This window comes from Candidatus Symbiopectobacterium sp. NZEC151 (assembly GCF_025962655.1).
GTDB lineage: Bacteria > Pseudomonadota > Gammaproteobacteria > Enterobacterales > Enterobacteriaceae > Symbiopectobacterium.
In genome coordinates this window covers 50220-77195 of the sequence record NZ_JAGFPE010000003.1, presented here as the reverse complement: position 1 = coordinate 77195, position 26976 = coordinate 50220, and the positions used below count along the sequence as shown (strand labels likewise).

The 26976-nt window shown below is 58.4% G+C and carries 18 protein-coding genes; all 18 read right to left on the bottom strand.

Annotated features, from left to right (window positions below; genetic code table 11):
* Positions 1-27: 27 nt before the first annotated feature.
* Complete coding sequence (locus tag J5067_RS11160; RefSeq protein ID WP_264651141.1) at positions 28-2157, bottom strand: HlyD family efflux transporter periplasmic adaptor subunit; 2130 nt, start codon at positions 2155-2157, stop codon at positions 28-30.
* On the bottom strand, positions 2157-3512 hold the full coding sequence (locus tag J5067_RS11155) for an efflux RND transporter periplasmic adaptor subunit (protein WP_264651140.1): 1356 nt from the start codon (positions 3510-3512) through the stop codon (positions 2157-2159). Before J5067_RS11155 ends, J5067_RS11160 begins: the two co-directional genes overlap by 1 nt.
* Positions 3509-4255 carry an efflux RND transporter periplasmic adaptor subunit gene (locus J5067_RS11150; RefSeq protein WP_264644170.1) on the bottom strand — a complete coding sequence of 249 codons (747 nt, stop codon included), beginning with the start codon at positions 4253-4255 and terminating at the stop codon, positions 3509-3511. Before J5067_RS11150 ends, J5067_RS11155 begins: the two co-directional genes overlap by 4 nt.
* Positions 4255-6021 carry a TolC family protein gene (locus J5067_RS11145; protein WP_264651139.1) on the bottom strand — a complete coding sequence of 589 codons (1767 nt, stop codon included), beginning with the start codon at positions 6019-6021 and terminating at the stop codon, positions 4255-4257. Before J5067_RS11145 ends, J5067_RS11150 begins: the two co-directional genes overlap by 1 nt.
* A gap of 105 nt (positions 6022-6126) precedes the next feature.
* Positions 6127-14283, bottom strand: a complete 8157-nt coding sequence (locus J5067_RS11140; RefSeq protein ID WP_264651138.1) for a beta-propeller fold lactonase family protein — start codon at positions 14281-14283, stop codon at positions 6127-6129.
* Positions 14284-14338: 55 nt separating this feature from the next.
* A complete protein-coding gene (locus J5067_RS11135) occupies positions 14339-15958 on the bottom strand; it encodes a pilus assembly protein TadG-related protein (protein ID WP_264644173.1) in 1620 nt (539 codons plus the stop codon).
* A gap of 131 nt (positions 15959-16089) precedes the next feature.
* On the bottom strand, positions 16090-16692 hold the full coding sequence (locus tag J5067_RS11130) for a TadE/TadG family type IV pilus assembly protein (protein ID WP_264651137.1): 603 nt from the start codon (positions 16690-16692) through the stop codon (positions 16090-16092).
* On the bottom strand, positions 16679-17206 hold the full coding sequence (locus tag J5067_RS11125) for a hypothetical protein (RefSeq protein WP_264644175.1): 528 nt from the start codon (positions 17204-17206) through the stop codon (positions 16679-16681). Before J5067_RS11125 ends, J5067_RS11130 begins: the two co-directional genes overlap by 14 nt.
* Before the next feature lie 8 nt (positions 17207-17214).
* Positions 17215-18051, bottom strand: a complete 837-nt coding sequence (locus tag J5067_RS11120) for a tetratricopeptide repeat protein (protein WP_264651315.1) — start codon at positions 18049-18051, stop codon at positions 17215-17217.
* Positions 18052-18103: 52 nt separating this feature from the next.
* Positions 18104-19063, bottom strand: coding sequence for a type II secretion system F family protein (locus tag J5067_RS11115; protein WP_264644176.1), 960 nt, complete (start codon positions 19061-19063; stop codon positions 18104-18106).
* A gap of 12 nt (positions 19064-19075) precedes the next feature.
* Positions 19076-20056, bottom strand: a complete 981-nt coding sequence (locus J5067_RS11110) for a type II secretion system F family protein (protein WP_264651136.1) — start codon at positions 20054-20056, stop codon at positions 19076-19078.
* A 17-nt stretch (positions 20057-20073) separates the two neighbouring features.
* Positions 20074-21477 carry a CpaF family protein gene (locus J5067_RS11105; protein WP_264644178.1) on the bottom strand — a complete coding sequence of 468 codons (1404 nt, stop codon included), beginning with the start codon at positions 21475-21477 and terminating at the stop codon, positions 20074-20076.
* Positions 21478-21505: 28 nt separating this feature from the next.
* Entirely contained in the window at positions 21506-22705 is a 1200-nt protein-coding gene (locus J5067_RS11100; RefSeq protein WP_264651135.1) for a hypothetical protein, read from the bottom strand.
* 14 nt (positions 22706-22719) lie between these two features.
* Positions 22720-23388: a CpaD family pilus assembly lipoprotein gene (locus J5067_RS11095; RefSeq protein ID WP_264644180.1), complete on the bottom strand. Its 669-nt coding sequence runs from the start codon at positions 23386-23388 to the stop codon at positions 22720-22722.
* A 24-nt stretch (positions 23389-23412) separates the two neighbouring features.
* A complete protein-coding gene (locus J5067_RS11090; protein WP_264644181.1) occupies positions 23413-24846 on the bottom strand; it encodes a type II and III secretion system protein family protein in 1434 nt (477 codons plus the stop codon).
* Positions 24847-24926: 80 nt separating this feature from the next.
* Positions 24927-25859: a Flp pilus assembly protein CpaB gene (gene cpaB / locus J5067_RS11085; protein WP_264644182.1), complete on the bottom strand. Its 933-nt coding sequence runs from the start codon at positions 25857-25859 to the stop codon at positions 24927-24929.
* 118 nt (positions 25860-25977) lie between these two features.
* Positions 25978-26529: a prepilin peptidase gene (locus tag J5067_RS11080; RefSeq protein ID WP_222159633.1), complete on the bottom strand. Its 552-nt coding sequence runs from the start codon at positions 26527-26529 to the stop codon at positions 25978-25980.
* 7 nt (positions 26530-26536) lie between these two features.
* Positions 26537-26764, bottom strand: a complete 228-nt coding sequence (locus tag J5067_RS11075; RefSeq protein ID WP_319801676.1) for a Flp family type IVb pilin — start codon at positions 26762-26764, stop codon at positions 26537-26539.
* Between the last annotated feature and the right edge of the window lie 212 nt (positions 26765-26976).

Genomic DNA, 26976 nt, shown 5'->3' with positions numbered 1-26976 from the left:
TTACCGTGGGTTGTGTCAACGGATGGTTTAAAAAGAGAGCTCGCGAATCAATACTGCCGACGCGAGTTTCCAGCCGCGCACCAACAGGCTTTGTGCTTCGCCCTCCATCACTACCGTACCGCGTAGTACCTGTCCAGGTGCGTGAAAATCAGGCGGCAGTCGTAGCAGGACGCGATATACCGCCTGTTCCGGGTGGAGTTTACGCTGTCCATCACTCAGGGTGGCGATTGCTCCGCCGTAGAGGGAAGCCAGCTCCGGCACGTTGTTCAGATCGCGTGCGGCAGTGCTGTCAATGTCGGCAACGGTGACGGGCATCGCTTCATGGTTAACATCCTGAGCGTAAAACGTACCGGAATTACCGATGCGTAGGCGCTGCCAATCTTTCTCAGAAACGAAAGCCTCTACCAGCCCGCCAACGGGCTGAGTGACGACGGCCAGCCATTCACCTTGTCCAAGCCACTCGCCTTCAGACAGCGGTGTGGCTATATCTGCCACCACGCCATCCATCGGGGCGCGCACCGTCAACTGCTCGGATTGGCGCAACAGCACCTGTAAACGCTGTTGTGCGGCATCCCGTTCTTGCTTGACGCGCAGGTGGTCGCCCGCGGCCTCTTTATTGAACAACTGGAATGTGCTTTGCCACTCCAAGGTGGCGATTTGTCGCTCCAACTGCTGCCGCTCGTGGGCTAAAGGTTCCGACGAAAGCTGAAACAGCACTTGCCCGGCCTGTACCGGTTGGCCGACCTGTACGGCGATACCGGCGAGCATCGCGGGCAGCGGCGTGTAGAGGCTACTTTGCTGTTCTGCTCGCAGCAAGGCGGGCGCGTAAACGTTTCGTTGCCAGGGCAGCAGCAGGAGAAGCAGCACAAGGGCACTGAGCGTCAGGGTGGTTATCATATTGCGATTCATTCGGTAGTCCTTGCGACGTTGGCTCCACGCGCGCAGCTCATTGACGATGGGCATCACCACGAAAACCCCGATCTCCACGGCAAACAACAGCATGCCCAACAGCTTAAACGCCATGTGATAGACCAGAATCGCGATACCGGTAAACAGGAACAGGCGGTAAACCCATACGGTAAAGGCATAGCCGACCAGCGTGCGTTGCAACCAGCGGGGAAACATCTCGGGTGGCGCATCCCCAAGGCCAAACAGCCACTCGCGCATCTGCCAGCGGCCCATGGCAAAGCCGCGCTGTTGCAGGTTGGGTACCTGCAAGGCATCCGACAGCAAAAAGTAACCGTCGAACCGCATCAGCGGGCTCAGGTTGACCGCCAGCGTCATGATCCAGGTGGTGGTAGCCAGCATAAAGGCAGCGCTGCGCAGCATGCCATCCGGCAGGAAGCTCCAGGCCAGGGTAGCCCAGGCGGCTAACGCCAGTTCAGTCAGCATACCGGCGGCACCGATGGTGATGCGTTGACGCCGCCGCGTTAGTTTCCACGACCCGGAGGTATCGGTGTAGAGCATCGGCATCATCACCAGAAACGCCACTCCCATGGTGGCGACGCGTGCGCCAAAGTGTTTACAGGCGTAGGCATGGCCGAATTCGTGCAGGATCTTGGTAACGCACAGCGTAAGCCCGGCCAGTGCGGCACCTTCCAGCGTGAAAAAATGCAAAAAGGTGTGGGTGAAGGTGTCCCATTGCCGTCCGGCGAGAAACAGCCCCAGCACGCCAGCCAGTATCGTCAGCGTTAAGAATGAGCGGCGATAGAACAGCGAGACCCAGGGCAGCGTAGCGCTGAGAAAACGGTCCGGGTGCCACAGGGGGATACGGAAGAACAGATAGTTCTTCAATAACATGCGCCACAGTGATACCCGCGAGCGCTGCACTTGCTGAGAAAATTGCGCCAGTGCTTTATCACCGCTGACGCGCGTCAGGCTGTTGGTTTGCAGAAAGTGGTTGAAATAGTGCACATCACTTTCATCCAGCGCCAGCGTCGACGCCTGTTGGATATCGGTAATAATGCGTGCGGCGTCACCCAGTGACCAGCGCGACAGCATTGCCATCTCCGGCCATCCGATACGAAAATAGAGGCCGCGCAGCGGATCTTCCAGCGTCCAACTGGGGGAACCATCGCGGTTCGCCGGGCCTTTATGCAAAATCAGCTCATCCCGTAACGGACTGAGTGGCGTCGCGGAAGGGGTTCCCGGCAGCATCAGACCCCCAGCCAGACGCGCAGCGTCGCCAGCGGTTTGCGCAGCAGGTAAGCGACCAGCAGCGTGCGCTTACCGTACAGCTTGGCCGTGCCCTTTAGCCCGACGCGCCGTTGCGCATCGTCCTCGGTAAAGCGGGCGCGCAGGCGGTAGGCCATCACGTTATCCGGCGTGAGCGCCGCACGATAACCGATTTGCGTCAGTTGCGCCTCCTGAGCGGCATTGGGGGCGACATTCAGGAACAGCCGCACATCCGCGCCGGTTTCCAGCGCAATCGCATCCGCAGCGGGCAGTTGGATCTCCAGTTCCACATCTTTCGGATCGGCGACCATCATGATCCGCTCTCCGACCGCTACGGAACGGCCAATCCATTCACTGGCATCGTCAAACACCGCCACGCCATCGCGCGGTGAGGTCAACTGCATACGCTCCAGTTGACGCAGGAGAAAATCTCGCTCGCTTTGCGCCTGCTCGCGGCGGCTTTGCAGAACCGCCAGACTGGCCTTGCTGTTGGCATCAAACAGCGCCTGTTGTTGCGCCTGACGATACTGGGCATCGGCGGTGGCAAACGTCTGGCGCGCGGCTTCCAGCCGGTTTTCCAGTTCGCGTGCATCCAACCGCGCCAGGGGCTGATTGGCTCGGATGGGTTGATTGGGGCGCACCAGAATATCATCGACTACGCCCGCGACAGGCGCGCGCACCATCACCGGTTGATGCGCCACAATCTCTGCCGGGGCCAACACGGACTGGCGCACCGGGATCAACATCACTAACGCCAATGCCACGGCGCTACACAGCACGATGCGGCGTTTTTTCGGGTGTGTTGGCGTCGCGCGGCGCTGTTTATGCAAGCTGGACCAGGCGTGGGCGTAAGGTTCTGCCAGCGTGTCCAGCAGCAGGATCTCCGCTGCCAGCCACGGGGTTTCGCGCGCCAGAATCAGCGTCAGTGTGGTTTCACCCTGTGCCGATCGCAATGGCAGCCACAACAGGTGTTCGGGCAGATGCTCATGCCACAGCGCCTGATCCTCAACCGGCAGATCCTGACAGCGTAGCGTACCGCTCTGGCGCTGTTCTGCCTGCCACTGGCGGCACCACCGACTAAAGGTGCTGCAAAAGGGCGCATTGTGATCGAGCGAGGCCAATCCCGAGACCGCCTGTAACCGCTGCTGCTCGTTGCTCCACAACAGCGCCTGACGATATTTCACCAGCGAATGGGTTTCATTGACGATAAAAAACGCCAATTCATCAGATGTTTCACGCGCGCGGGCACGCCGTTGCAGTTGCAGCAATTCGGCCAGTAGCGTGAGCTGTGGGTCTTGCTCGGTAGGTGCCGCAGGAGCGGCGGTCGGGCGATTCATGGCGTGCTGCCGTCTGGCGCTGCTATCTGCGCGACACCGCTCATGCCCGGCAGTAAGCCTGCGCTAGGCTGGGCCAAACGGCCAAACACTTTCACTGACTGACTTACCGGCTCCACCGAGGAGGAGATACGGCTAATTTCCGCCGGGTAGGTTAACCCGGTTTCATCCAGCGTTACCTGAAACGGGCTGCCCTGTTTCAGCCACACCAGCCAGCGAGAAGGCACGATCATCTCCAGCTCAAAGGCGCTGTCGTCATAGATAGCCAGTAGCTCTTTGCCTTCCGGCACGGATTCCCAGCGCTTGACCTTGGTTTCGGTGACTCGCCCCGAGAACGGCGCTTTGATGGCGCAACGTTGCAACATGGCGCGATTCACGCCGCTCTCCGCCTGTGCCATGGAGACGGTGGAGCGCGCCTGATCCACCTCAGACAGGCTGATGGCGTTGAGCTTGTCGAGGCGGTCGGCGATAGCCAGCTTTTTACGCGCGGCGTTTTCCGCCGCGCTGGAGTAGTTCAATTTCTCACGCAACACCGTACAGTCGAAGGTCAGTAGGGTATCTCCCTGCTTAAAGTGTTCACCTTCTTTCACGGTAATGTCGGTGATTTTTCCGGCGATTTCGCTCGATAATACGCTATAGCGCTGCGCGCTGAGCTGAACGCGAATATCCCCCTGCGCGGCCTGCCCCCACAGGGGCAGAACCAGCGTGCTTGCCAGCAGCAGCGGTCGCATCATGCTGCTCATCATTACCGCGAGCCTCCCGCCTGAAGGGATTGCAGGTTATCCCACATATCGGTGTTAACCACGCGATATGGTTTGGCCGCCGCTGATGCTGCTGTGGGGGTTGGCGTTCTCACCGTGGCAGCGGTTGGCAAGGGGGCCGGATGGGGCGCGACGACAGGTGCCGCTGGCGTAGCCGCTGCCAGCGACAGGCGCGGAACGGCGACACCGCCTTTTTCCAGCGCGCCCGTGGTGCGGGAGATGCTGTTGCTCAATGCCGCCAAGCTGACATCGTTGACGTTATCCGGCAACACATCCAACCCCGCCGCTTGGTATACCGCACCCAGTGCGTTTTGTACGTCGGCAAAGCTGCGATCGCGTGCGCGCGTGGTGAGAATGGTTTCGGTACTGACCCGTACCTGTTCCATCTGGGTTTCTGCCCGATGCTGCACGCTCAGTGCGGTCTGATTCAGGATACCGCGCTGGATGCGCGCCAGTTCCTGATAGCGACCAAACATGCGTGTGCTCTGTTGGTATTCCTGCCAGGCCACGTTCACCTGCGTCAGCACCGCCATACGCAATGCCTGACGGCGCACTTCTGCCAGATTTTCATTGGCTTCACCGGCACGTTTTACCGACGACCACGACAGCACGTTAAGCAGATTGCCGCTGACCTGAACCCCGGCGCTGGCCCATTGCTGATTCACCAGATAGCTGTTGCTGTCGCTGTTCACACCGGCAAACAGCGAGACACCCGGCAGCAGACGCAGCAGCGACTTGCGGGTTTCCAGCACGCTGTTACGTGCCAGATAGCCCTCTTCGCGCACTTCGGGACGTTTCACCATGGAGAAGTTTTCCAGATCGTCGAGCGAATAGGCGATCTTCGGTGCCACCAGACTGCTTTCACTCGGCACTACAAGGTCGAATTTGCTGGAGGGCGGCAGGTTCATCAACGCTGCCAGACGCGATTTCGCCACCACCAGATCGCTGTCGACGATCTCTAGCTGACGCACCATCTCCAGCATGTTTTTCTGGAAGCGCAGCGCCTCCACAGGAGCCAACAGGCGTTGTTGTTCGGTCTGGCGTGCATAGTCCAGCGTCTGACGGGCCTGCGTCAGTGCGGTGGTGACTTCCGGTTGTAAACGCTGGGCGGTGGCGGCTTCCCAGTAGGCGGTGCGCACCTGCCGGGTGATATCGGCCACCACGCGACGGCGGCGCTCTTCTGCTGCCAGAGATTTGTTGGCCTGCACCTTGGCGTTAAAGTAGCTGATGCCGAAATCCAATACGTTCCAGCTTAACGACAGATCGGCGGTGCGCGTGGTTTGATCCTGACTGGTGGAAGGCTCCAGAGATGTTTTTCCACTAGAGATAGATTTACTGCTGGAAGCGGAAGCGCTGTCGCGCGTTTGCATCCCGGCGCGAGCGGTCAGTTTAGGCAGCAGCATATCCAGATTCTGCACGCCGAGCAGGTTATCTTCCATGGCCTGTTCCAGCAGCGCAACGCGCTGTTGCAGGTTGTATTTCAATGCGCGCGCAATGGCCTCTTCCAGCGTAATGGTGCCGCGCACCGGTTCCTGATTGGCGAACATCTGCGTTCTGTCGCTCAGCGCCTGCGCCACCTGCTGTTCGGTGCTGATCGGTTGCGGTTTGACCGCGCAACCCGCCAGCCCGATGCAGGCAAGGGTGACGGCGATGCGCAGTGCTTTGGTGCCAGAAAGCCGTTGCGGCACGGCAGTGACAGACTGATGGTGGTGTTGCTGGCTATCCCAGAAAGTGGCTGTGTGCTGATTCACCGGGTTATTCCCTCTTGTAATGGGTTTATTCTCTGTCGGTTGTGGGCTGAGTGGCCTGCAACCGACTGAACGTATGGTTAAATGCTGCAATATGTCCCGCACCTGTCACGCGCGCAGACGGCTCAATTCACTCAGTGCTGCCAGTAGGGCATCCTGCTCGGCACGCGGTGCGCTAAGCTGCTCGCTAAACGCGGTTTTTCCGGTGGGCAGTGCGATCTCGATGCGGCTGTCCTGCACGCTGTCGTCCGGTAGCGGCGGCAGCGCGGTGGAGGCACCGCGATCCGTTGGCTGGCTAACCGATGTCTCGAGTCCGGTTTGCAACGTGACCGGTATGGTGCGACGCGCGCCGTCGGCCGCCTGCGCGGTCAGCGCCAACTGGATCTGGTTTACCTGCACGGCGTCAGGATCGGTGATGCGTAGCTGACCGCTGCGGGTATCAAACTGAATCCAGGCGGGCAGGGGACGTCCATTGGCGAGCTGCAACGACAGCGCTACGCCGTTATCACGCGCACTGAACAGGCGTGACGGCAGGGTAAACACCAGTGCGCCAGCGCTGTCGCGCTGCAACGACCCTTGCAGGCTGCTGTAAGCCGATTCCAACGAGGTGGTTTGACCGGGTACGCGCTGGAACAGCGATGAATCCGTCGCCTGTACCGACGTGTTGTCGCGCTGAACCGTGTTGCCGCGCGCGGCAAAATTCACCGTTTCCAGCGGCGGCAGCAGCGTTTGCATCACGGGATCGAGCACCCAGGGCGCGGCAGTGCGTTCTGCTGCGGAGTGAGACTGCGCTGCCGCAAATTCCGCGGAAAACGTAGCGTGTGCTGCCGGTGAAGACGTTTGAGACAGCGCCGCAACGATTGCGCTTAAGGGCTGTTCCTGTTCCCGTTCATTCAATGCATCGGGCACGCTTGCCGACGAGGTGGTCAGGATCACCGGGGCCGGTGCCGAGTTATCTGGCGTTTCCGGCTGCGGCTCCACAGGGGCTTGCGCGACGGTCACATTGACCGCATGCGTGGCTTGCGCTTTGCCATCGCTGGCGGTGAGTACCACGGTAAACGTGCCTGATGTGGCGGGTGTACCCGAAATGGTGCGAGTTGCTGCATCAAAGCTCAGCCCGTCCGGCAAGCCGCTGACGTTCCAGGTCAACGTGTCGTTATCAGCATCGCTAAACAGGTTTTCCGGCAAGGTGTAGTGATAGGCGCTACCCGCTTGCAGTGCGCCCAGATTCAGCCCGGCTTGGTCGTTGTACACCGGAGCACTGTTATCCGGCTCGACATCAGGTGCTTGCGCTACCGTCACCGTGACCGCATGGCTGGCTTGCGCTTTGCCATCGCTGGCGGTGAGCGTCACGGTAAATTCACCAGACGCCGTAGGCGTGCCTGAAAGGGTGCGGGTTGCTGCATCAAACTTCAGCCCGTCCGGCAAGCCGCTGACGTTCCAGGTTAACGTGTCGTTATCGGCATCGGTAAACAGGTTTTGCGGCAAGGTATAGTGATATGCGCTGCCCGCTTGCAGTGTGCCCAGGTTCAACCCGGCTTGGTCGTTATAGACTGGGGCGCTGTTTTCAGGGACATCACTGCCTTTGAAGGTGACGACAGTTTTTTCACTGAATTCAGTCTTAAGCTCCTGCCGCCAATCCCCTTCCTCATAAACGGTCAGACCCACTGTGCGGCTACCCGTAGCGTCTGCGTCGTTGTGGCTATAGGTGATACCATCGATCAACTGTGCGGTGCTGGCGCCGTCACGCGTAACATACAACGTCACGGTGGCAACGCCGTTGCTGACACTGACGCGGTATTCCATTCCGCTTTCACCAACAAAAGCCTGATAGTCGATGGTCTTGTCGAGCGAGATGTCCCCGCCCTCTACATGCAGCACATCACCGACACTGACCGGGGAAACGGAAATCTCTACCCGATGAATTTTTTGGCCAGCTTCAATGGTATCAATGAGTGTGTTCTTGAACAGCGTGATCGCATCGCTGCCCGGTACGTAGGTTGAGTTCACTGGCTCAGTGCTGACCACTGCCGGATCGTTAACGCCGATGAGATTCACCACGGTGGTGAATTCGGCTGTATGATTTTGTCCGTCATTGAAGTTGATACGGAAAGTGGCCTCAGTGCTGGCAGCCGTCAGGTCGTTACTGGTGGATTGGTAAGCAATGGCTCGCAGCACCTGCTGTGCTTCCGCTTGCGTGACGCCCGCTAAAAAGGTGATGGTCAGTTTGCCACTGGTATCGATAGTGACATTGGCGATCGCCTTGCCTCCCTGCGAGATCTTGCCATCCTCTGTCAGGGTCAGGCCGCTGCCGGCAGAAAGCCCAAACTGATCGCCAGCCTGTGCGCCGCCGGTGCGTTCAATCACCAGTGTGGCACCTTGATAGCTGCTTTGATCGTTGACCGGGGCCGATAAGATGCCGCCGGGGAGCAGTGCAACCGCATCGCCTCTTTCGGTAAAGGTTTCAGTGGCAGGTATGAGATCGAGGATAACCATCCCTTCCGGCCTCGAGCCGCTGGTACTATCCTGGATATACAGGGTGCCCGTGAGGTAAAGCTGCTTCCCATCGGCGCTGAAGCTGGCATAGCGCACCTCGCTCAATACCGTCCCTTTATAATCTGCTACATTACCAAAGCCTTCCACTGCCTGGCGCTGTGTCAAGCTGCCGTCGGCAGCGCGCGCATAGAGAATGATGCCGTAGGTGTTGTAATTGTCGCTGCGCCCCAGTTCCCCGGTGATCACCACGGAGCTGCCATCAGGAGAGACCAGTACCTGCTTGACGCTGGTTGGTTTCCCCTCGTCGCCTTCACCTGAGCTGATCGTCAAGGTTGAGGTTGCGGTGAGCGTGCCGTCTTGCGCTACGGTGAAGATATGCAGCGAGGTATTGTTATCCACCACATACAGTGATTTGCCGTCGGGTGAAACCGTGATGGCGGAGGCGTAGTAACCCTCTTCACTGGCCGTCGAACCGGCGATAGCTTGTTTGTAGGTCAGGGTGCCGTCGTCGCTCACGCTGAACCTGCTCACCACCGTATCGCCGCCTGAGGTTGCGACAAACAGCGTTTTGCCATCCGGTGACAGGGTCAGCGCGTTGGCACCGTCGAGTTGCTGGCCGGTGTCTCCCGCATCGGTGAGCGTTGTGGTCAGTGTCAGCGTCTCTCCGGTGCGGGTGAACACCAGCAGGCTGTCGCCGCTGGTGATGTAAACCTTGTCGCCGTTGGCTAACACATCGCGCACCATGCCGATATCGCCGCCAACGGTGCCAATTTGATGCAGATCGTTGGCATCAAACAGCGCGATATTATCTGCACCAATGACATACAGGCTGCTGCCATCGCTGGAAACGCGCACTTGCGCCGCACCGGTTAACCCGGTGATCTCCGCGCTTTTGGTCATGTACAGCTTGCCGTCGGTATCACGCTCGACCAGGTAAAGGACGTTGGACTCAACGTCCTGTCCGGTTCCCGTCGTTTCGTCATAAACCCAATCGCTGTGAGTGCGAACCAGGTAGATCTTGTCTCCTACAATCGTGATGCCTTGAAGGCCGGTAAAGCGGGAGTTGCCTTTGTCATCCAACAGATCAAACAAGTGCGCATAGTCAAGCGCACCCGTTTCGGCACCCAGATGCGGCGTCAGGCGGGTATCAAGCACGGCAACGGTGCTGTGGATATCGAGCGTGGTGGTGTTATCGGCGCTATCAACCAGTTGTGTCAGCGTGACGGTAACGGCACCTTGCGCTACATCGCTGTTCAGTACTCTATAGTGGATATTGTCGATCAGGGCATTCACGTCGTTTGGTGTGTTATCGCCGTTCTTGAGCTTGAGTGTGAGGGTAGTGATACCATCCTTAACCGTCACCTGATACGAATGTCCCTGTGCTGTCACGCCTTCGGAAGCCGTTAACGTGATAGTGGTGCCATCAATCACCAACGCATCATTGGCGCTGGCACGGTTTACCGTGAAGGTCAATTCTGAGAGCGCCGCGCCCGCTTTGCCAAGTCGTACATCCACATTATCGAACAGATCGACTGCTGCGGGTAGGCCGCTGGTAGAGATGATGGCGGTGGTCTGCTTGCCTTCCGCACTCAGCGTGGGTTCAACCGGCGAGTCGGTTAACAGCAGTGCCACGGCGGTTGTGGCGGATTTGCCGCCGCTATCGCGCACGGCGATGTTCAGATCAACCCGCGCTGGTGCTTCGGTGCCGGTGTTACGGTAGGTGACCTGCTGCAATACCTGATTGGCGGTGGCTTTATCCACATCACGGCTAAAGGTGATGGTCAGTACGCCATCCTGCGTCGCGAAGGTGGCAATGGTCGCCTTGCCCTTCATGATCGTGCCGTTTTCCAGACGCAACCCGGAACCATTTTTAAAGCTGAATTGATCGTCCGCCGAGGCACCGCTGGCGCGATTTATGGTCAGCGTCGTGCCTTTGTAATCCGTGATTTGATCCGCATCGACATCGGAGAAGTGTAATCCTTGCGCGAAGGGGGTTGAGCCATCGGCGGTGTAGGTTGCATTTGGTAAAGCCGAAAGTATCGCCAGTCCGGTGCCGCCGGAACTGCGTCCGCTATAAAGGTTGAGCCCATCTGCGCTGACCGCAATGTGGTTGGTGCGTGCGCCGGTATTGAGCGCGCTGACAAACGTCAGCGCACCGGTAATGGCATCGCGACTGAACACCAGTACTGAGCCACCGTTCATACCGGCATAAAGTGCCGTACCATCCTGTGAGATAACCAGTTCGCGCACCGAAAGCGCATTGGCAGGGGTATAGCCCTTGCTATAGAGATCCACCGTGCCGGCATAGGTCAAACTGCCATCGCTGGCGTTGCGGCTGAAAATAGACAGCGTAGCCTGCTGCCCGGAACCGACATAAACAAAATTACCGTCGGGGGAGAGGGTAATGTCTTGCATATTAGCCAAATAGCGATTATCGCTGGGGCGCGCTGCGCTGTTGGGATCGGCGCTAATGCTGGCATCATTGATCAGGCCGACGTAAGTCAGTTTGCCGGTCTGCGTATCGCGAGACAGCACAGTGATCATGCTGTTGCTGCTGTTGGCAACGTAAACCGATTTGCCATCGCCGGAGATAACCATGCCGCTTGGCGCATTCATGCCGAGCGTTGCAGAACCCCCTTGATACTCGCCTAAATAGGTGAGGGCACCGGTATCCGGATCGCGAGAGAATTGGGCTAACACCGATTTGCCGGTGGTGCCATCCACCGTCGTCAGGCCGTTGATGGTATAGAGCGATTTACCATCCGCTGAAATCACGATTTCGGTGATCTGTGCATCCAGCCCTGTTGCACCGTCCCCCCCTTGGGTGGCGACGATGCCCGCATAGGTGTATTGGCCGCTGGTGGCATCGTAGGTGAAGCGCACCAGTGAGTAGGTCGTTGCATCGCCGCTGTGCCCGGCGACGTACAGATCGTTGCCATGCATGGTCATCGTGGTGATACCGCTAAGGCCGTTGGCTTCGATCGCCGTGGTCTCCGGATTGTCGCTCTCACCCTGAATAAAGGTTTGCACCAGGGTTAATTCACCGGTTGTGCTGTCACGGCTATAGATGCGCAGCGTGCTGTTGCCACCCGCATTGGCTCCGTCGCTGCCGCTGACCAGCAGCGTTTTGCCATCCGCCGACACGGTGATAGCGGTGACGTATTCACCGTATCCGCTTAGGGTGCCGTTGTTGTAATAGAGCGTGGCGTCGGGGTTGGTGATGCTGTTTTGCCAACCGGGAGGATTATTGATGGCTAACGCGATGGTGGCGGCGATCGCCAGATCGCCAGTATCGTTACCCTCACCTTCGGTGCCCCCGTTATCGCGCAGGCTGGTCAGCGTGATGGTGCGTGTGCCCGTGGTGGCCTGTTCGGTGTCGTTGACGTAGGCGATGCCGTTGACCAGCGTTTGTGCCGCAGCGGCGGTTACGCCTGCTTCATGACCGATCGTCAGTGTGCCGGTTCCGTAGCTACGGGTGTAAGTGTAATGATAGTCACCGGCCTGACCGCTGCCGTCGCTCGCCAGATTGATGCGCGTGCCAGCGATGATAATAAATTCATTCGCAGCCTGGTCTACGTTGTCAATGGTCAACGTCAGTTCGATAATCGACTGACCAATCTCACCGGCGCTGATCGTGGCGTTGCTAAACGGGTTAACCACCGTGCCGTGGGTGTCATAGGTCTTGTTGCCTATGGGGGTGGCATCGAGCGTCGGGGCGGTATTGTTGGTGATCAGCACATCAAAGGTGACGGTTTGGCTGTCTGCCTTGCCGTCATTGGCGCGCAGGGCCAGTTTTACCAGGGTGCCATTGGTGTCGGCGCCGGTGTTGCTGTAGGTGATTTGGTGCAATACCGCATTGGCATCAGCTTTACTGGCACCCGCCAGGAAGGTGAGCGTGAGCGTGCCCGCGCTTTGGCTAAAGCTGGCAATAGCGGTATCGCCCTTCATCACTTTCCCGTCGATCAGTTGCAGGCCACTGCCTGGCGCAAAGCCGAACTGGTCGTCAGCTTGTGCGTCGGTTGCGCGGGAAAGCGTCAGCGTGGTGCCGTGATAATCCCCGTTGCCGTCTGCCAGGCGGTCATTGTTGGCATCAGACAGCGTCAAGCCGTGTGCCAGCGTAATTTCACCACCGCGCAGCAGCGTTTGGATGGGCGAATAGCGACTGATACCGTTGCCAGAAACCAGAATAGAGTTGCCATCGGCAGAGACAGCGATGTCACCGCCGTTGGTGGTGCCGGTGCTGCTGCCGGTGAGCGTCAGGCTGCCACTTTCACCCACGGCGTAAACATTCACGGTGCCCGTCGTGGTCGCAGCGTAAAGCTGGGTGCCATCGCGGCTAAGCGTCAGGCTGGCTATCTTGTCGCTGGTAACGGTGTTGATCTGGGCCAGCTTGTTGTCGCTGCCTAACTGGTAAATAACGATATTGGCGCTGGTTGGGTCACCGACGTACAGCAGCTTGCCATCGTTGGAGGTGGTCAGCGCGTAGTCGATGGAATCCATCCCTTTCTTGGTAAGAATAAGGTCGTCGATCTGTGTCAGGATGCCCGTCGTGGCATTACGTTGATACACCTTTATTTCGTGGGGGGCGGAAATCCCAGCACCGCTGTGGATTACATAAACATAGTCACCGGAGGTGGCAATCATGCCGTTACGGTGCGCCTCCAGTTTCTGCACCTGTGTTAATGCCCCGTCGGCATCGCGGTTGTAGACATACACCTCGCGCCCGTAATTACCGCTGGCATCCACATAGACTTGTTTGCCGTCATCAGAAATCGCCAGTCCGCCGGTTGAGCCGCCGCCTTCCATCTGGGTGGTGCTGACATACGCCAGCTTGCCGTCGTTGACGCTCAGTTGAATCAGATTACCGTTACCGGCAATGGTGTAGACCGATTTGCCATCGGCACTGACCACCAAATGGTTAACGGTGCCGAGGTCGTCAACCACCAGACTCTGCTGCTGGGTTAAGCGCCCGGTGCTGTCGACGGCGAAAACGGTGAGGGTGTTGTCAGAACCGGCGGCGTACACGTGGCTGCCATCTGTGGAATAGGCGATTTCTGTCGCTTTCGCCAGTGTGCCTGCGGTAAAGGCCTCTGCTTCCTGTAATAGGCTGCCGGAAAGCGCGGGAGGCACGTTAACCTTGTTGTCTACCGTCACGGTGGCGTGAATATCCAACGCCGCTTTCGCGTCCTGATCGCTCAGGCTTTTCAGCGTAACCGTGACATCACCGCTTGCCACGCTGCTGTCCAGTGGTTTATAGGCAATGCCGTCGATCAGCGTGGCAACGTCAGCGGGTTGAAAAGCGTCTGATGATTCGATACTCAGCGTGATGGTGGTGGTGCCACCGCTGACGGTGACCTTATAGCTGTAACCGTTGTTGAGGGTCGCTTCGGTTCCGGTGGTGGTGGGTTTCAGGGCAATGTCACTGCCATCGATCATCAGCACTTGATTGGCACCGGTGCGATCGACGGTGATCACTAACTCGGTCAATTCCTTGCCGCTGCTATCCGCACCGGTGTCAGTGGACACGGTCACCTTACTGAACAGATCCACGGCGGCAAAGCCTGTTTCTCCCTCATTGATGGTTACCGTACCGTGGGCCGGGGTGGCATCCACACCCGGCGCGCTGTCGGTGGGCGCGATAACCTGAGCGGCAACGGCATCCGCGGTGGCGACGGCAGCGGCGTCGAACATCATGCGCGGTTCCAACACCCATGCCTGACGGGGTGGGCGCGCAGGTGTATTGCCGGCTTTGGAACGGGAAAATGTCATGGTGTTTTGTCCTTATAAAAGAAGCAAATCGCGTTTGGCTGGCGAGATAGGGGGCTTACTCCACCAACCGCACGTAGCCGCCCTCGGTTTCGATTTGGCTGGCAATGCGATTCAGCCGTTGAATCAGTTGATCTTCGACGCCCTCTGCGCCGAACCCTGCGCCATCTACAAAGCTCATGCGTTTTTCACCTTCGGTGCAGATAAGCAGGCCCGGAGTGGCTTCCTCGTCAAACAGGTTGCGGCCGAAATCCTCCGGATCGCCGGGGCGAATACCCACAAAATAGAATTTGAGATTGCGTATACGGAAGCTGTCACACAGATCGCGAAAGCGTTTACGGGCGAACTGGCGTGAAACGTCTGAGCCGGTGCTGCCAGAAAATTGATTGCGCTTGAAGTTGTAGCTGTCGGTGTCGAACCAGTTGCCGACGGTGTTCGCCATCATCACAATCACTTTTTGCCCGTCGCCTTTGCCGTCCTGATTGAAATCAAGCGGCAGCTTGGCATCGCCCCAGCCTTCCGAACCGCGCATATTGGGTGACAGCGCGGCGGCAGCCCAGCCCATGGCAATGGCATAGTTAACGTTGAAACGCGGGGTGAACTGAGCAATACGCTGTTCCAGCTTGGTTTCTTCATTAGTGAGCGGCAGCAGTGCGGCGTTGGGACAGCCGCGATCGGCTACCATCCAGCGAGTATCGTTAACACCGCTGGCCTGGCCGAAATCAGGGTTAGGTCCGACCCAGGAGATCGGTGCCGCGCCGGGGCTCCCGTTTTGCGGCAGATCGTGACGGTAATAGACGCCAAACTGCGCCACTGGCGGCTCATCCCAAAAGAAATTTTCTTCCGCGCCCAGACCGCGGTACATGCACAGCAAATTTGCACGTCTGTCGGGAATACGGCGATCGTCCAAACCGCGATAGCCGGTGCGAAATAGCGTGGTGAGTTCTATCGGGTTGAGCGCGGTAGGTGTTGCCCAGCGGCGAATACGGTTGGTATCTTCTGCGTCATACACGTTAACCGACTGGCTGTAAGGCACCAGCGAGAGCCACAGGTTGTCCCGCTTGCCATCGGCGCTGCTCAGCATGCGTTCGACAAATTTGCGGCTGACGCTTTTCAATGCGCGGATATCGGCATCGCTCATTTCACCGGTGACAGGCATCATGAAGGCGATTTCCGTTGGCCGATTGATCACTTCCGCCGTGGAGTACACTGCCTGCTTTCGTGCGCCTAAATTCATCAGATTAGGCTGGGTATTGAAGCTGGCTTCGACGGTATAGGTTTTGCGCGTGTCGTTTTTGCGCCCTTCGGTGACGGTGACGTCTTCGCGAGTGAGCTTATTGTCGAGGGCGTTATTCAATCCGAGGTTGTTTTTGACGTACTGATAGGCCAGCTCTTTAATCTGTTCCGGGTCATACTCGTCGCCGTTGATGGTGGCCTGATGCGCGACGGCCAGTGCGGCGGCGTCTGTTGCGCGCTTGATCTGCGTGGCATCGCCGGTGGCGGTTGAGGTATCGACAATGAAGGCGGCGCTGACCAGCAGTGCCATGGTGCCGAGCACGTAGAACGCCGTGCCCGCACCGGTTTCCTGATGCATAAAAGCGGACAGCGCGGTGCGCCAAAAGGGGCGCACGCTACGACCATCTTTTTTAACTTCACTGTTTTTAATCGCTTTTTTCATCTTTTATTGTCCTGATTGACCAAATTTAGTGCATAGCTATCCCGCCCGAATCAGCGGGAAAAAAAGGAATACGACATGGCTCTGTATCAGTGCGCGTGGTTAGAGTGGGTCTTTTTGCCCGTCACGCGTCGTTATTTTTTATCGTTATCCAACCCGGCTTCTTTGCTCAGGGTTTCGTCTAAATCCACGACGCCGATGGCAACCCGATTGATTGCCGTGGCGTGCAATAAACCGCCTAATGACATGCCGCCCAGCAGGGCGACATCTTTGCCCTGGCGACAAATCTCCACCACCAGCATAGAGGTATTTTTGCTGCCCTTTTTGGCATCGCGCTCCGGCAGGTCTGGCAGATAGGGCGTATTCGTCTGGGTTTCACTCCCCACGCACAGCCCTTTCGCCGTGCCGCGACTCAGTTGCCAATAGAGATCGCCAGTCTGGCGCACGTTGCTGATCAGTAACTGATAATTCCCCAATCGCTGATTGGGCAGTACGGTATCCAGCAATCCCTGCAACCCGGTTTCCGTCAGATCTTGTTGCATCGCCAGTATTGAGGCGATGGCACCCGCGCGCTGCTCCATACGAGAACGTTCCAGACCAACGCTGTACATGTCGGCGCAGAGCGAACCGATCGCCAGAACAATCGGAAACGCCAGTGCGGTTTCCACGGCGGCAACCCCACGGCATGAGCTGCGAAAACGTTTCACGTAGCGCAACAGCGTGTTAGTTATTGTCATTGCGTAACTCCGTGCCGAACACGTGCTTGTACTGATAGCGGAAGGTGGTGCCCAGGGTTAACACTTCCGGCAGCGGCGTGATGAACGCCTTTTCGATCTGTACCGTGACGGACCATACCGGCAGCGTGGTACTGTTCTCTTCGTCATTTTGTGCATCGTTTGATGCATTGCCGCTGGCGGTAAAACCACCCAGCTGGTTCAGGTTTTCAAAATGCAGCACATTGACGGTAAGGTTGTCTGCGTTGAGATAGCCATACGCCGAATCCACCATGCGCGTTTTCAGGCGCGTGCTCATCTGTTCCGGACTGGCGGCGTTGAGATTATCGAGGCGGAAGCTTTGCACTGCTTTATCCAGCGCAGCGCTGCCGACCGCGATCACCAGCCCGATACGCGCCAGTTCAAACAGCATCATCACACCGACCATCGCGACCGGCACCAAAAAGGCCACTTCGGTCGCTACCACGCCGCGCGAGGCGCGCCAGCGTTGGGCCTGATGTTGGAACGTATCGCGCATACTTGCCATTATTCCGGGCTACTCAGTTGCAGGCGTTGGCGGCTGGAGGCCAGCAGCGTTTCGCCACGGGTTTTATCCTGCTGCATCTGTTGCAGACGCTGGTGCAGCGAGGCGATCAGCGCGTCAATCCGCTGTGGCTGGGCAATGGCACCAAGTGCCGTGCGCGCATCCTCTTCCCGGTCGCTGGCAAGATAGGCCAGCGCCAGATTAAGTTTACCGGTGGTGTTGCCGTCATCCAGTGAGCGCAGCAGCGGGATCGCTTTGTCCGGGTTGCCGCTGGCAAGCCAGGAGAGCGCCAGGTTGTTGATGGCGGAGACGTCTGCCGGGTTCACCTGCAAGGCTTTTTCGAACATCTGACGTGCCTGCGTGTGCTGCCCTGCGCTGTCCATCACCACGCCCATGCCATTCAGCGCCAGCGTGTTGTTGGGCTGCGCTTTCAGCGCACAGGTGAAATCTTTCTGCGCCATGGTGTTACGCCCCAGCGCTAACTGGGCGCGCCCCATGCCGAGACAGACTGCCAGCGCTTCTTCGGGCGACATTTTGTCCGTGTCGCCGCCTAATGACTGACGTGCCCGGCTGTACAGCTCCAGCGTTTGCTGCGGGGAGCGAGCCAGCGCGGCAACGCTGGCGTATTCCAGCATCTCTGATCCTTTCAGCATGTTACGGCTGTCCAAACGGGTATAGACGTCGGTCGCGGCTTCCACCCGGCCCTGATCGCGCAGTAAACGCGCCAGACGCAGCCCTTCGTCTTTATTGCCTTTGATCGCCATTGAACTGCCACAACCGGCCAGCACCATACTGAGCAGCAACACGGTCAATGAGAAGGTGCGGCGGCGGTAAGCCATATTGTTACTCAAGGTTATCTGACCAAACATCTTCACGGACTCCATCGGTGGTTCATTGTGACAACAGGCGCACCACACGCACCAGGGCGGGGGCAGCCATAATGGCGATAATGGGAGGTAGGATCAGCGTCATCAATGGCACGCTGAGCTGGGCGGGCAGCTTGCCCGCTTTCTCTTCCAGCCCTAAAATCAGTGTCTTGCGGCTTTCGTCCGCGATGGTGCGCAGCGCCTGAGAGAGCGGGGTGCCGTAGCGTTCTGCCTGAATCAGGGTGGCGACCATGCTTTCGATTTCACTGACGCGCGTGCGCTCTGCCAGGTGCATCATCGCCAAGGTACGATCGGACAAGATCTGCAATTCAGCGGCGGTGTAGTGCAGTTCATCGGCCATTTCCGGTGAGGAAAGGCCCAGCTCTTTCGATACCACGTGCAGAACACGTCCGATCGGCAAGCCTGCTTCGGCGCACACCACCATCAGATCCAGCGCATCCGGCACCGCACGCGCCAGTTTTTCGCCCCGGCTGGCGGCACGCCAACGTAACCACCACTCGGGCAGCATCGTGCCGACAAAAAAGCCGATAAGGCCGGTCGCGGCACCCGTCAGGCCGAGCCGATCGGCGGCGGGCAGCCATCCCCATACCAGCAGTACGGCAATCAGCGCACCGGTGATAAATTTTCCCATCACCAGCCAGCCCACCGCTTCATGACGGCGTAAACCGGCCAGATCCAGCATGCGGCGCAGGTTGCGACGGTCGCGGTCTGAACCCGCCAGTTGCTCGCCTTGCGCCGCGAGCGGCCGCAGCAGCGCTTCCAGCCAGGGGGATAACGCTGCTCCCTGACCGCGCAGGATGGAGTCTTGTGAATCTGTCTCCGTGCTCGCGGCAGGCAGATGCCCACGCAGGCGGTTTTCCAACAGTTTGTACTGACGCGCCTTATGTTGCGTACGGCCAAGCACGATACCCGCGATGATCAACATCAGCGCCAGCAGCAGTAAGGGGTCGCTTAATAACGTCATTTCGGCTCTCTCTTATCCAACCCGCTTGACCATCAAATGGGTCACCAACATCCCCAGCGAGACGCTGCACAGGGCGTAAATCAGCACCGAGGTGCCCACCGGGTCGGAGAACAAAAAGCTGAAATCCTCCGGCGATTTCATATACAAATAGGCGAGACAGCAGGGGAACAGGGCGGCAACAATCTTGGCGGAGGCGCGCGCTTCTGAGGTTTTCGACTGCACTTTCAGTTGCAGCTCGCGCCTGTCGCGCAGTGTGGCGGAGAGCCGCTCCAACGTCTCACCCAACCGACCGCCCGCTTCCTGGTTAATGATCAGAATCACCACGAAGAAGCGGTATTCCGCCATCGGCACCCGAGTGGCAGAGGTCTGGATCACCTGGCGTAAGGGAATGCCCAGCTTGAGCCAGTGATCGATGGTTTTGAATTCGTTGGCCAGCGGGCCGCTCAGGTGCTCGGCCACAATGGCGAAGGTATTCGCCACGGGTACGCCGGCACGACAGCTGCGGGTAATGGCATCGATCGCTTCCGGCAGGCTTTCGCGCAGGGCTTTCAGGTGCTTTTGTAGCGTGGAGCGGAACAGCAGTACGGCGGTGCTGACAAACAGCAGCAGGGTAAATACCAGTCCCATCGTCAATGGCAGCAGCGTGCGCTGTCCCATGATCATGCCGATCACCAGGCTGACAGCGCCTAACGAGAGTGCGCGTTGCACCAGGTTTTTTTTCCAGCCGATAAATGCCAACTGCGCCCAGAGGATCGCCAGCGCATGTCCCAGCACCGGCACACGCATAAACGGGGTCGTAACTTCATCGCGCAGGATGGAGTCTGAGGTTATCTCGGCGGCGGCTGGGCTGACCTCGTTTAACACCTGTTGCCAACGCTGTTCACGCTGTTGGCGATGCCGGCGCGCTGTCTGCCAGGCGGCGATAGCCAACACCAGCGCAAAGACGCAGCAAAATATCAGCAAGGTGATCAGATTCAGGCGTGCATCACTCATCGGCTCTCCTTCGATCCTCACTGCGCATCGAACAGGTGCGCTTTGTCGCTGTAGAACTGCGGGCGCTGAATGTGTTGTACATATTCACCGGTGAGCATGCCTTGGCCGTCCATGCCCTGGATCTGAAAGTTGAACAGATCCTGAAGCTGGATCACTTCGTTTTCCATGCCGCACACTTCGGTGATCGACACCACGCGGCGCATACCGTCGCGCATACGTTCAATCTGCACAATCAAATGCACGGCGCTGGCGATCTGACGGCGAATAGCCATCAGCGGCAACTGCATGTTCGCCATCATCACCATGTTTTCCAGACGCTGGATGGCATCGCGCGAGGTGTTGGCGTGCACGGTACAGAGTGAACCGTCATGGCCGGTGTTCATCGCCTGCAACATGTCGAAACTCTCGCCGCCGCGCACCTCACCAAGAATGATGCGGTCCGGACGCATACGCAGTGCGTTACGCATCAGATCGCGCTGATCGACGCGTCCGGTGCCTTCGGCGCTGACCGGGCGCGTTTCCAGACGCACCACGTGTTCCTGTTGCAATTGCAGTTCGGCGGCATCTTCGATGGTGATGATGCGATCGGTGCTGCCGATCTTTTGCGACAGCGCGTTGAGCAGCGTGGTTTTACCGGCACCGGTACCGCCAGAAACGATGACGTTTACGCGCGCCTGCATCGCTTTATTCAGCACATCCGCCATGGCGTAGGACATGCAGCGGCGTTCCGCCAGCGTTTCCAGTGACAGGTTACGCCGCATGAATTTACGGATCGAAATGGTGGTGCCGTCGATCGCCAGCGGGTAGGTGATCACATTGACGCGGCTGCCATCAGGCAAGCGCGCATCGACCATCGGGCTGGCTTCATCAATACGCCGCCCTACGGCTGCCGCAATGCGCTGCGCGGTGTTGAATACGTGTTCTTCATCGATAAAGGTAATCGGTGACAGTTCCAGCTTGCCGAAGCGCTCGATAAACACCTGCTGTGCGCCGTTGACCAGAATATCGTTGACGGTGTCGTCAGCCAGCAGCGGCTGGATCGGCCCGATACCGGTCATTTCATCCAGCATTTCGGCGGCGATGGCTTCCTCTTCCTGACGCGAAAGCTGGAGGCGCTGTTCGTCGCAAATGCGGCGAATCACGGTTTCAATTTGTGCCAGCAGTTTGTCGCGACCCATCATGGCCGCTTTACCTGCATCGATCTGATCGTAAAGCTGTGCACGGATCAGACGGCGTTGGCTGGTGCGGTTGTCCGTTTGGCGCGGGGCTGCACTGGGCGCCGCCGCCGGGCTGGCGGTGGACTGGGGGCGAGTGTCTGCCGCCGGGCGTGCCTTCAGCTCTGTGACGGTGGCCGCCGGTGTCGCTTGCGGTGCGCCTTTGCTGGCGTCCTGCTTTTGCTGCTGGCTTCTGCGAATCAACATGGTCAGTTACCTTTTTGAAAACGCCGCATCAGGCGCGTTTTAACCAGCGTGTAAACCAGCGTTTTTCTGCCGGTCTGGCACGCACACCGCAGGCCAGATCGACCAGCTGGCGCAAGCCCTGCAAGAAGGCGGGGGCGGCGGTCAAGTTGAGCGCACCCAGCGTCAGGCTGTGCGCCAGCGCGTGACCAGCATGCGGCAACACCACGTCAATCTTGCGTCCGGTGAACTGCTCAAACTGGTCGCGGGTGAGTGGGGCGGCGTTGGCAAAACGGCTCTGGTTATGCACCAACAGCAGGCGCTGGCCTTCGCTTTCATCACCGATCTCATGCAGGATACGGCGCACATTGCGCGCATCTTGCAGCGTCAATTCGGTGACGATAATGCGCAGATCCGCAAAGGACAGGACTTCCAGCGCGCCGGTTGGGTAGCTGTTCGGCAAATCCCAAATCACCTGATTGAACATGCGACACAGCACGCCGCCGAGATTCAGCACGTTGTCCACGTCAACCGGGCTGATTTCGCCCAGTTCTGGCTTCTGTGCCAGCATATGCAGGCGCGTATCCACGCGCAGCAGGGCGCGTTGCAGCAGACGGGTATCTAGCTCCTGCGTGTCCAGCACGGCCGCGAGTCCACCGTCTTCCGTTTGCCCTTGCAGCAGCAACTGATCGCCGTTACGGCGGTCGTAATCCACCAGAGCAACGGGCAGATGGCGCTCTGCGGAGAGCAAGCGGCTCAACCCCATCGCCACGGTGCTGCCACCGCAACCGCCGCTGGCGCTGACCACTGCAATGGTCCTGCCCATGCGGGCGTATTCCGGCCCAGCCTGTTGGCCTTCGCACTTGGCGAGCGTCGTCGCCAGCAGATCGAGGGTGAAGGGTTTGACCAGATAATCCACCACGCCAATCTGGAGCAGTGCACGGTACAGGCCGATATCCTGCGCTTTGCCTGCCGCCACCACCTGAGTGGTGGGGCCACACACGCCCAGCAACTCTTCCAGCGCGGGCAGCGGCCAGTGGGTATCATCAAGATCCACCAGCAGGATACGCGGCGGTAGATTCAGCTCGCACCATTGGCGTGCGCCAGCAATACCGCCGGACAGCACCGGCACGGCATGCTGATTCAAGCGCGAGAGCAGATCGCTGACGTCAGCCGCCTCGCGGGCGTCATGCACGAAGGCGACCAGCGGTTGTGCCAGTGCTTCGCCATCGGTAAGGGTAATGTCGCTCATGGAATGCCTCGCCCTTAATCTTCGTCAAAGTTAATGTCGATGAGCTCTTTCACTTCACCTTTGTGATAGCGTTCGATGCTGTTCACTGCGGTGACGCCATCGGCAGCGTCCAGCGCCTTGGCCTGGATCAGATCGCGCGGCTCAGCCACCATCTTCGCCAGGTTGTTTTGCGTGGCACAGCCCAGATAGCCAATGCCTTCAAAAGGTTTCACCATCAACTGATCGGGATTGTTCACTTCGCAACGCGTGGTTTTTACCGCCAGCGCTTCTGAAATCACTTCCAGATCGCCGGTTTGACCGCTTGCTGTCGAACGACGCAATTGCTTCACGTTGCGCGCGTCGGCCCCGGCATTTTTCAGTACCACGGCCAGGCGGTCTGCCATTTGCTCGCCGCGCACCGAATGCGGGACCAGCGTCAGGGTTTGTTTGGCGAGACGGCCCTGATCTTTCAGCATGACATTGAGCTGCTTGAGCGATTCGGGCGTAAAACCGCGTCCGTTAGGTGCAACCGCCAGCGTCACCGCCAGTGAGGTTGGACGGACTTCGATCGGTTTGAGAGCTGGCTGCTCGAAACGATCGGTACGCATTTTATTGATGCTGCTGTCGCCGCACGCGGCCAATAACAGCGCGCAGGCGCAGAGCGTCATGGAGAACAGCGTGTGCGTTGTGGTGTGGTTATTCATGTTTTTCACCGTTGTCATCCAGGGTTAGTAGAGGTAGCCGACGGAGCCGAAGCTCGGTGTGACGGCATCCAGCGTTCTTACCCCTTGCCCTGGCGTTTGCAGCTCTCCGGCATTGACCGGCTCAACGACATAGGCAGTGGCGATGATCACCAGTTCGGTTTCTTCATGGCTGGTGGATTCGTTTTCAAAAGCGCGTCCCAACAAGGGGATGCTGCTCAAGCCCGGTACGCCGGTCACAGTCTGGCCGTTGGCGCTGCGCAGCATGCCTGCCAGCGCAAAGCTTTGTCCGCTTGCCAGCTCTACCGTAGTATCGGTACGGCGTACTTTGAGCGCCGGTACGCGTGAGCCGCCGGGGATGTCTACCGCGCCTACGTCCGTCAGTTCACTCACTTCCGGCGCAATGTGCAGGCTGATGCGGTTAGCTGAGAGCAGCGTTGGCGTCATACGCAGGATCACGCCGTAAGATTTGTAATCGATGCTGACGCTGTTGTTGGTGATAAGCACGATAGGCACTTCACCACCGGCGGCAAAGGCGGCCGTTTCACCGGACATCGCGGTCAGGTTGGGTTCTGCCAATACCGTCGCCATGCCCTGCTGGTTTAACGCGGTTAACAAACCGCTTAAGCGCGAGCGGCCAAAGCTTAAGAAACCGGCATCGGTGGGGTTGCTAAAGCGTCCGGTGGCGGAGTCAAACAGCCCCAGTCGCGTACCGCTGCCCGCGTTGATGTTGCCGCTGCCCGTGCTCAGTGAGGCTGCCCAGTTAAAGCCCAGTTCGCTGGTCAATTTGCGCGAGACTTCTACCACACGCACTTGAATGTTGATTTGTGACGGGGTTTTGATCTTGAGCTGGTTGATCACTTTGGCGGAGGATTCACTGCTGCCCGGCAGTTTTTCAGCGCCGCCACCACCGCCGCCGCCACCTTGTGCTCCGGCGGACGCGCTGATGTAAGCCTGTACGCTGTCGATCACCCGTTTTGCATCTTGCGGGGTGTCTACGCTGCCACGCACGATCACGCCGCTGGGGATGGAGGCTTCCAACTGGATATCCGCGCCGGGAAACTCGCGTTTTATCCGCTCGCCCAGCGCTTTCAAATCGTGCTCGGACACCAGACGGATGGCGTTGATCACCGTACCGTTCTCATCCATGGCGTAGAGCGTGGTGGTACCGACGCTTTTGGCATAGACAAACAGGTTGCCCGGAGAAGGCAGCTCGAAGCTGGCGATGTTAGGGTCTGCGACCAGCACGCTGTCCGGCAGACCGTCAAGTTGTAACAGGCGTCCTTGATGAACCGTCAGGTGCACCACATTGGTTTCTGCCACTTCTGATACGCCTGCGGCCAGTGCGGCGCTGGGTATCACTACGGCGATGGGCAGCGCGGTACTGAGCAGACTCGCAGTGAGTAATCGTTTGCATGTTTCCCGAAGGTGCGATTTCAAATACAGCGAAAACATCGTCATTTACGTTAATTCCGTTATGGCTTTTAGGGTTCCATCAACAGCCCGCGTGCGGCATGGTCAGGCTGCCTGAATGCTGTTCGTCAGTGGGCGGGGAACACCAGCACACCTTTCTGCTCACCGTGATACACTTTCACCTGATGGCTGGATAACCCGTTGTAAATCGTGGTGCTTTGCGACAGGGTAGTGACGCGCGAGTGGCCCGGCTTCTCATCCTGGGCATCGGGCGTGGCACTGCGCAGCGCCAGGTGCAACATCCCCACCTCTTTGGCGACCGCCAGCACTTCTGCCTGTTCAGGTGTCACTTCAACGGTGACAGTTTGGTAGCTCGGCGTCCGTGTGCTGCTGGTACTGGCTGGTGTACGGCTGCGTGCGTTGGCGTCCTGTGCGACATCCTCTTCCACATCGCGGCGCGGACGCACATCGGTGTCGGTTTGGTTATTCAGCGCCAGTACCCGCAGATCGCGTGCGATAGTCTGAGAGGCCAGCATCGGTCTGACGACTGGCTGTGTGCGGCTGGGTGGCAGTTCCGGCTGCTCATCACGTCGCAGGCTCAGAATGATGTCGACGCGATCGCCCGCGGCCACCAGGCCAGAGTTGCTGGCGACTGCATTGGTCGGAATGGAGATGGCACGCATGCCTTTGCGCAGCACGGCGGCGACAAAGCCCGGTTCACCGGGTTTGACCAGCACGTTGCTGGTCAGCGGTGCGCCTTGCGCAACCGGTTCACGCAGCGTGGCGCCCAGCAGCAGTGACTGGCTGTCTTTGCCACGGATAAAGTTGAAATTGCGAGAAACCGTCCCTTCCACCACCTGCCAACTCAGCGAGGCGGCGTCAATAAAATCACCGGGGTGCAGATCTTTCGCCGCCACCAGAATAGCGGTTTGCTCCGGTGCTTTTACCGCCACCGGCGGCTGTGCGGGGGGCGTTGCGGCGAGATGGCTGCGGACCATTAGCGCAACGAGTCCTGCCAGTACCAGAGCGCCGGCCAGTACATAAGTAGCGTTTACTTTCATTCAGCTTGCCTGCTTTAGCGTGTGCGTCTTAATGTTGCGACGGATTAAAACGTTCAGATTTAAAAACATCGAATCTAAAGCCATCGAATTTAAAACCATTGAATCTAAAAGATGGAATTTAAAACAATGGAAAAATAAGGACATACATCGCACCAAAGGCAATGGCGACGCCATAGGGTATGCCTTGAGAAAGATCGGCGGGCAGTGCGGGAGGTAGCGGTAATCGGCTGTTAAACAGCCGGTTGGTTGCCTGTATGCCCAGTGCCACGGCGGTGGGAACGGTATTGAACAGCGGTAGCGTGAGCGCCAGAACCCCTCCCGCCAGCGCCGTTACCAGCACAAAAACGATCTGATGACCCGAGCCTACCCACAGGCACAGCACGCTCATCAGCTTGACATCGCCAGCACCTAACCGCCCGGTGAGAAACAGGATAAACCCGACCACCAGTACCACTGCGGCACCCGGAAGCGCCCACAACATTCCCTGTAACGCGGCGTTGTTTCCTCCGCCGAGTCGTACCACATCCGTGATGCCGAACAGCAACCAGCCCAACAGTAAAATCACTACCGCCCGATTGGCGATGCGCCGGACTAACAGGTCGGTACTGATACACCACGCCAGACACCCCAGCAGCAGCGCCGTTTGCAGCCACTGTGCGTTGACCGCCATCTGGTGCTTATTTCGCGCCGGAGGCTGCACCGCCACCCGCGCTGGTTCCAGCGCTGGTGATCTGATCGGCGATAGCGCTGAATTTCTCATTCAGTGCTTTCACAAAGATGCCATCGCCGCCAAAAATGGCGCCAATCGCTGCTGCCATTGCCGCCGCCAGAATGCCGTATTCAATGGCGGTGACGCCGCTCTCATCGCGCAGGAAAGAACGAAATTTTGCTTTCATGTTTCTCATGGGAAGGTTCTCTTTATTCGCAGCCAAAGAAATCATGGCTAATTCTTGAGCGGCCATGATGATAACGAAAGCAATAATGAGACTTATTATCAAACATCGCAAGTGACGTAACATTAATATTTGTTCATCTTTTATTACGTGAAATTGTCCTTATTAATCAGACGGTAAAACAATCTTTGCGCGATGCTTACTGAAGGGAGATTCCCCCTGTT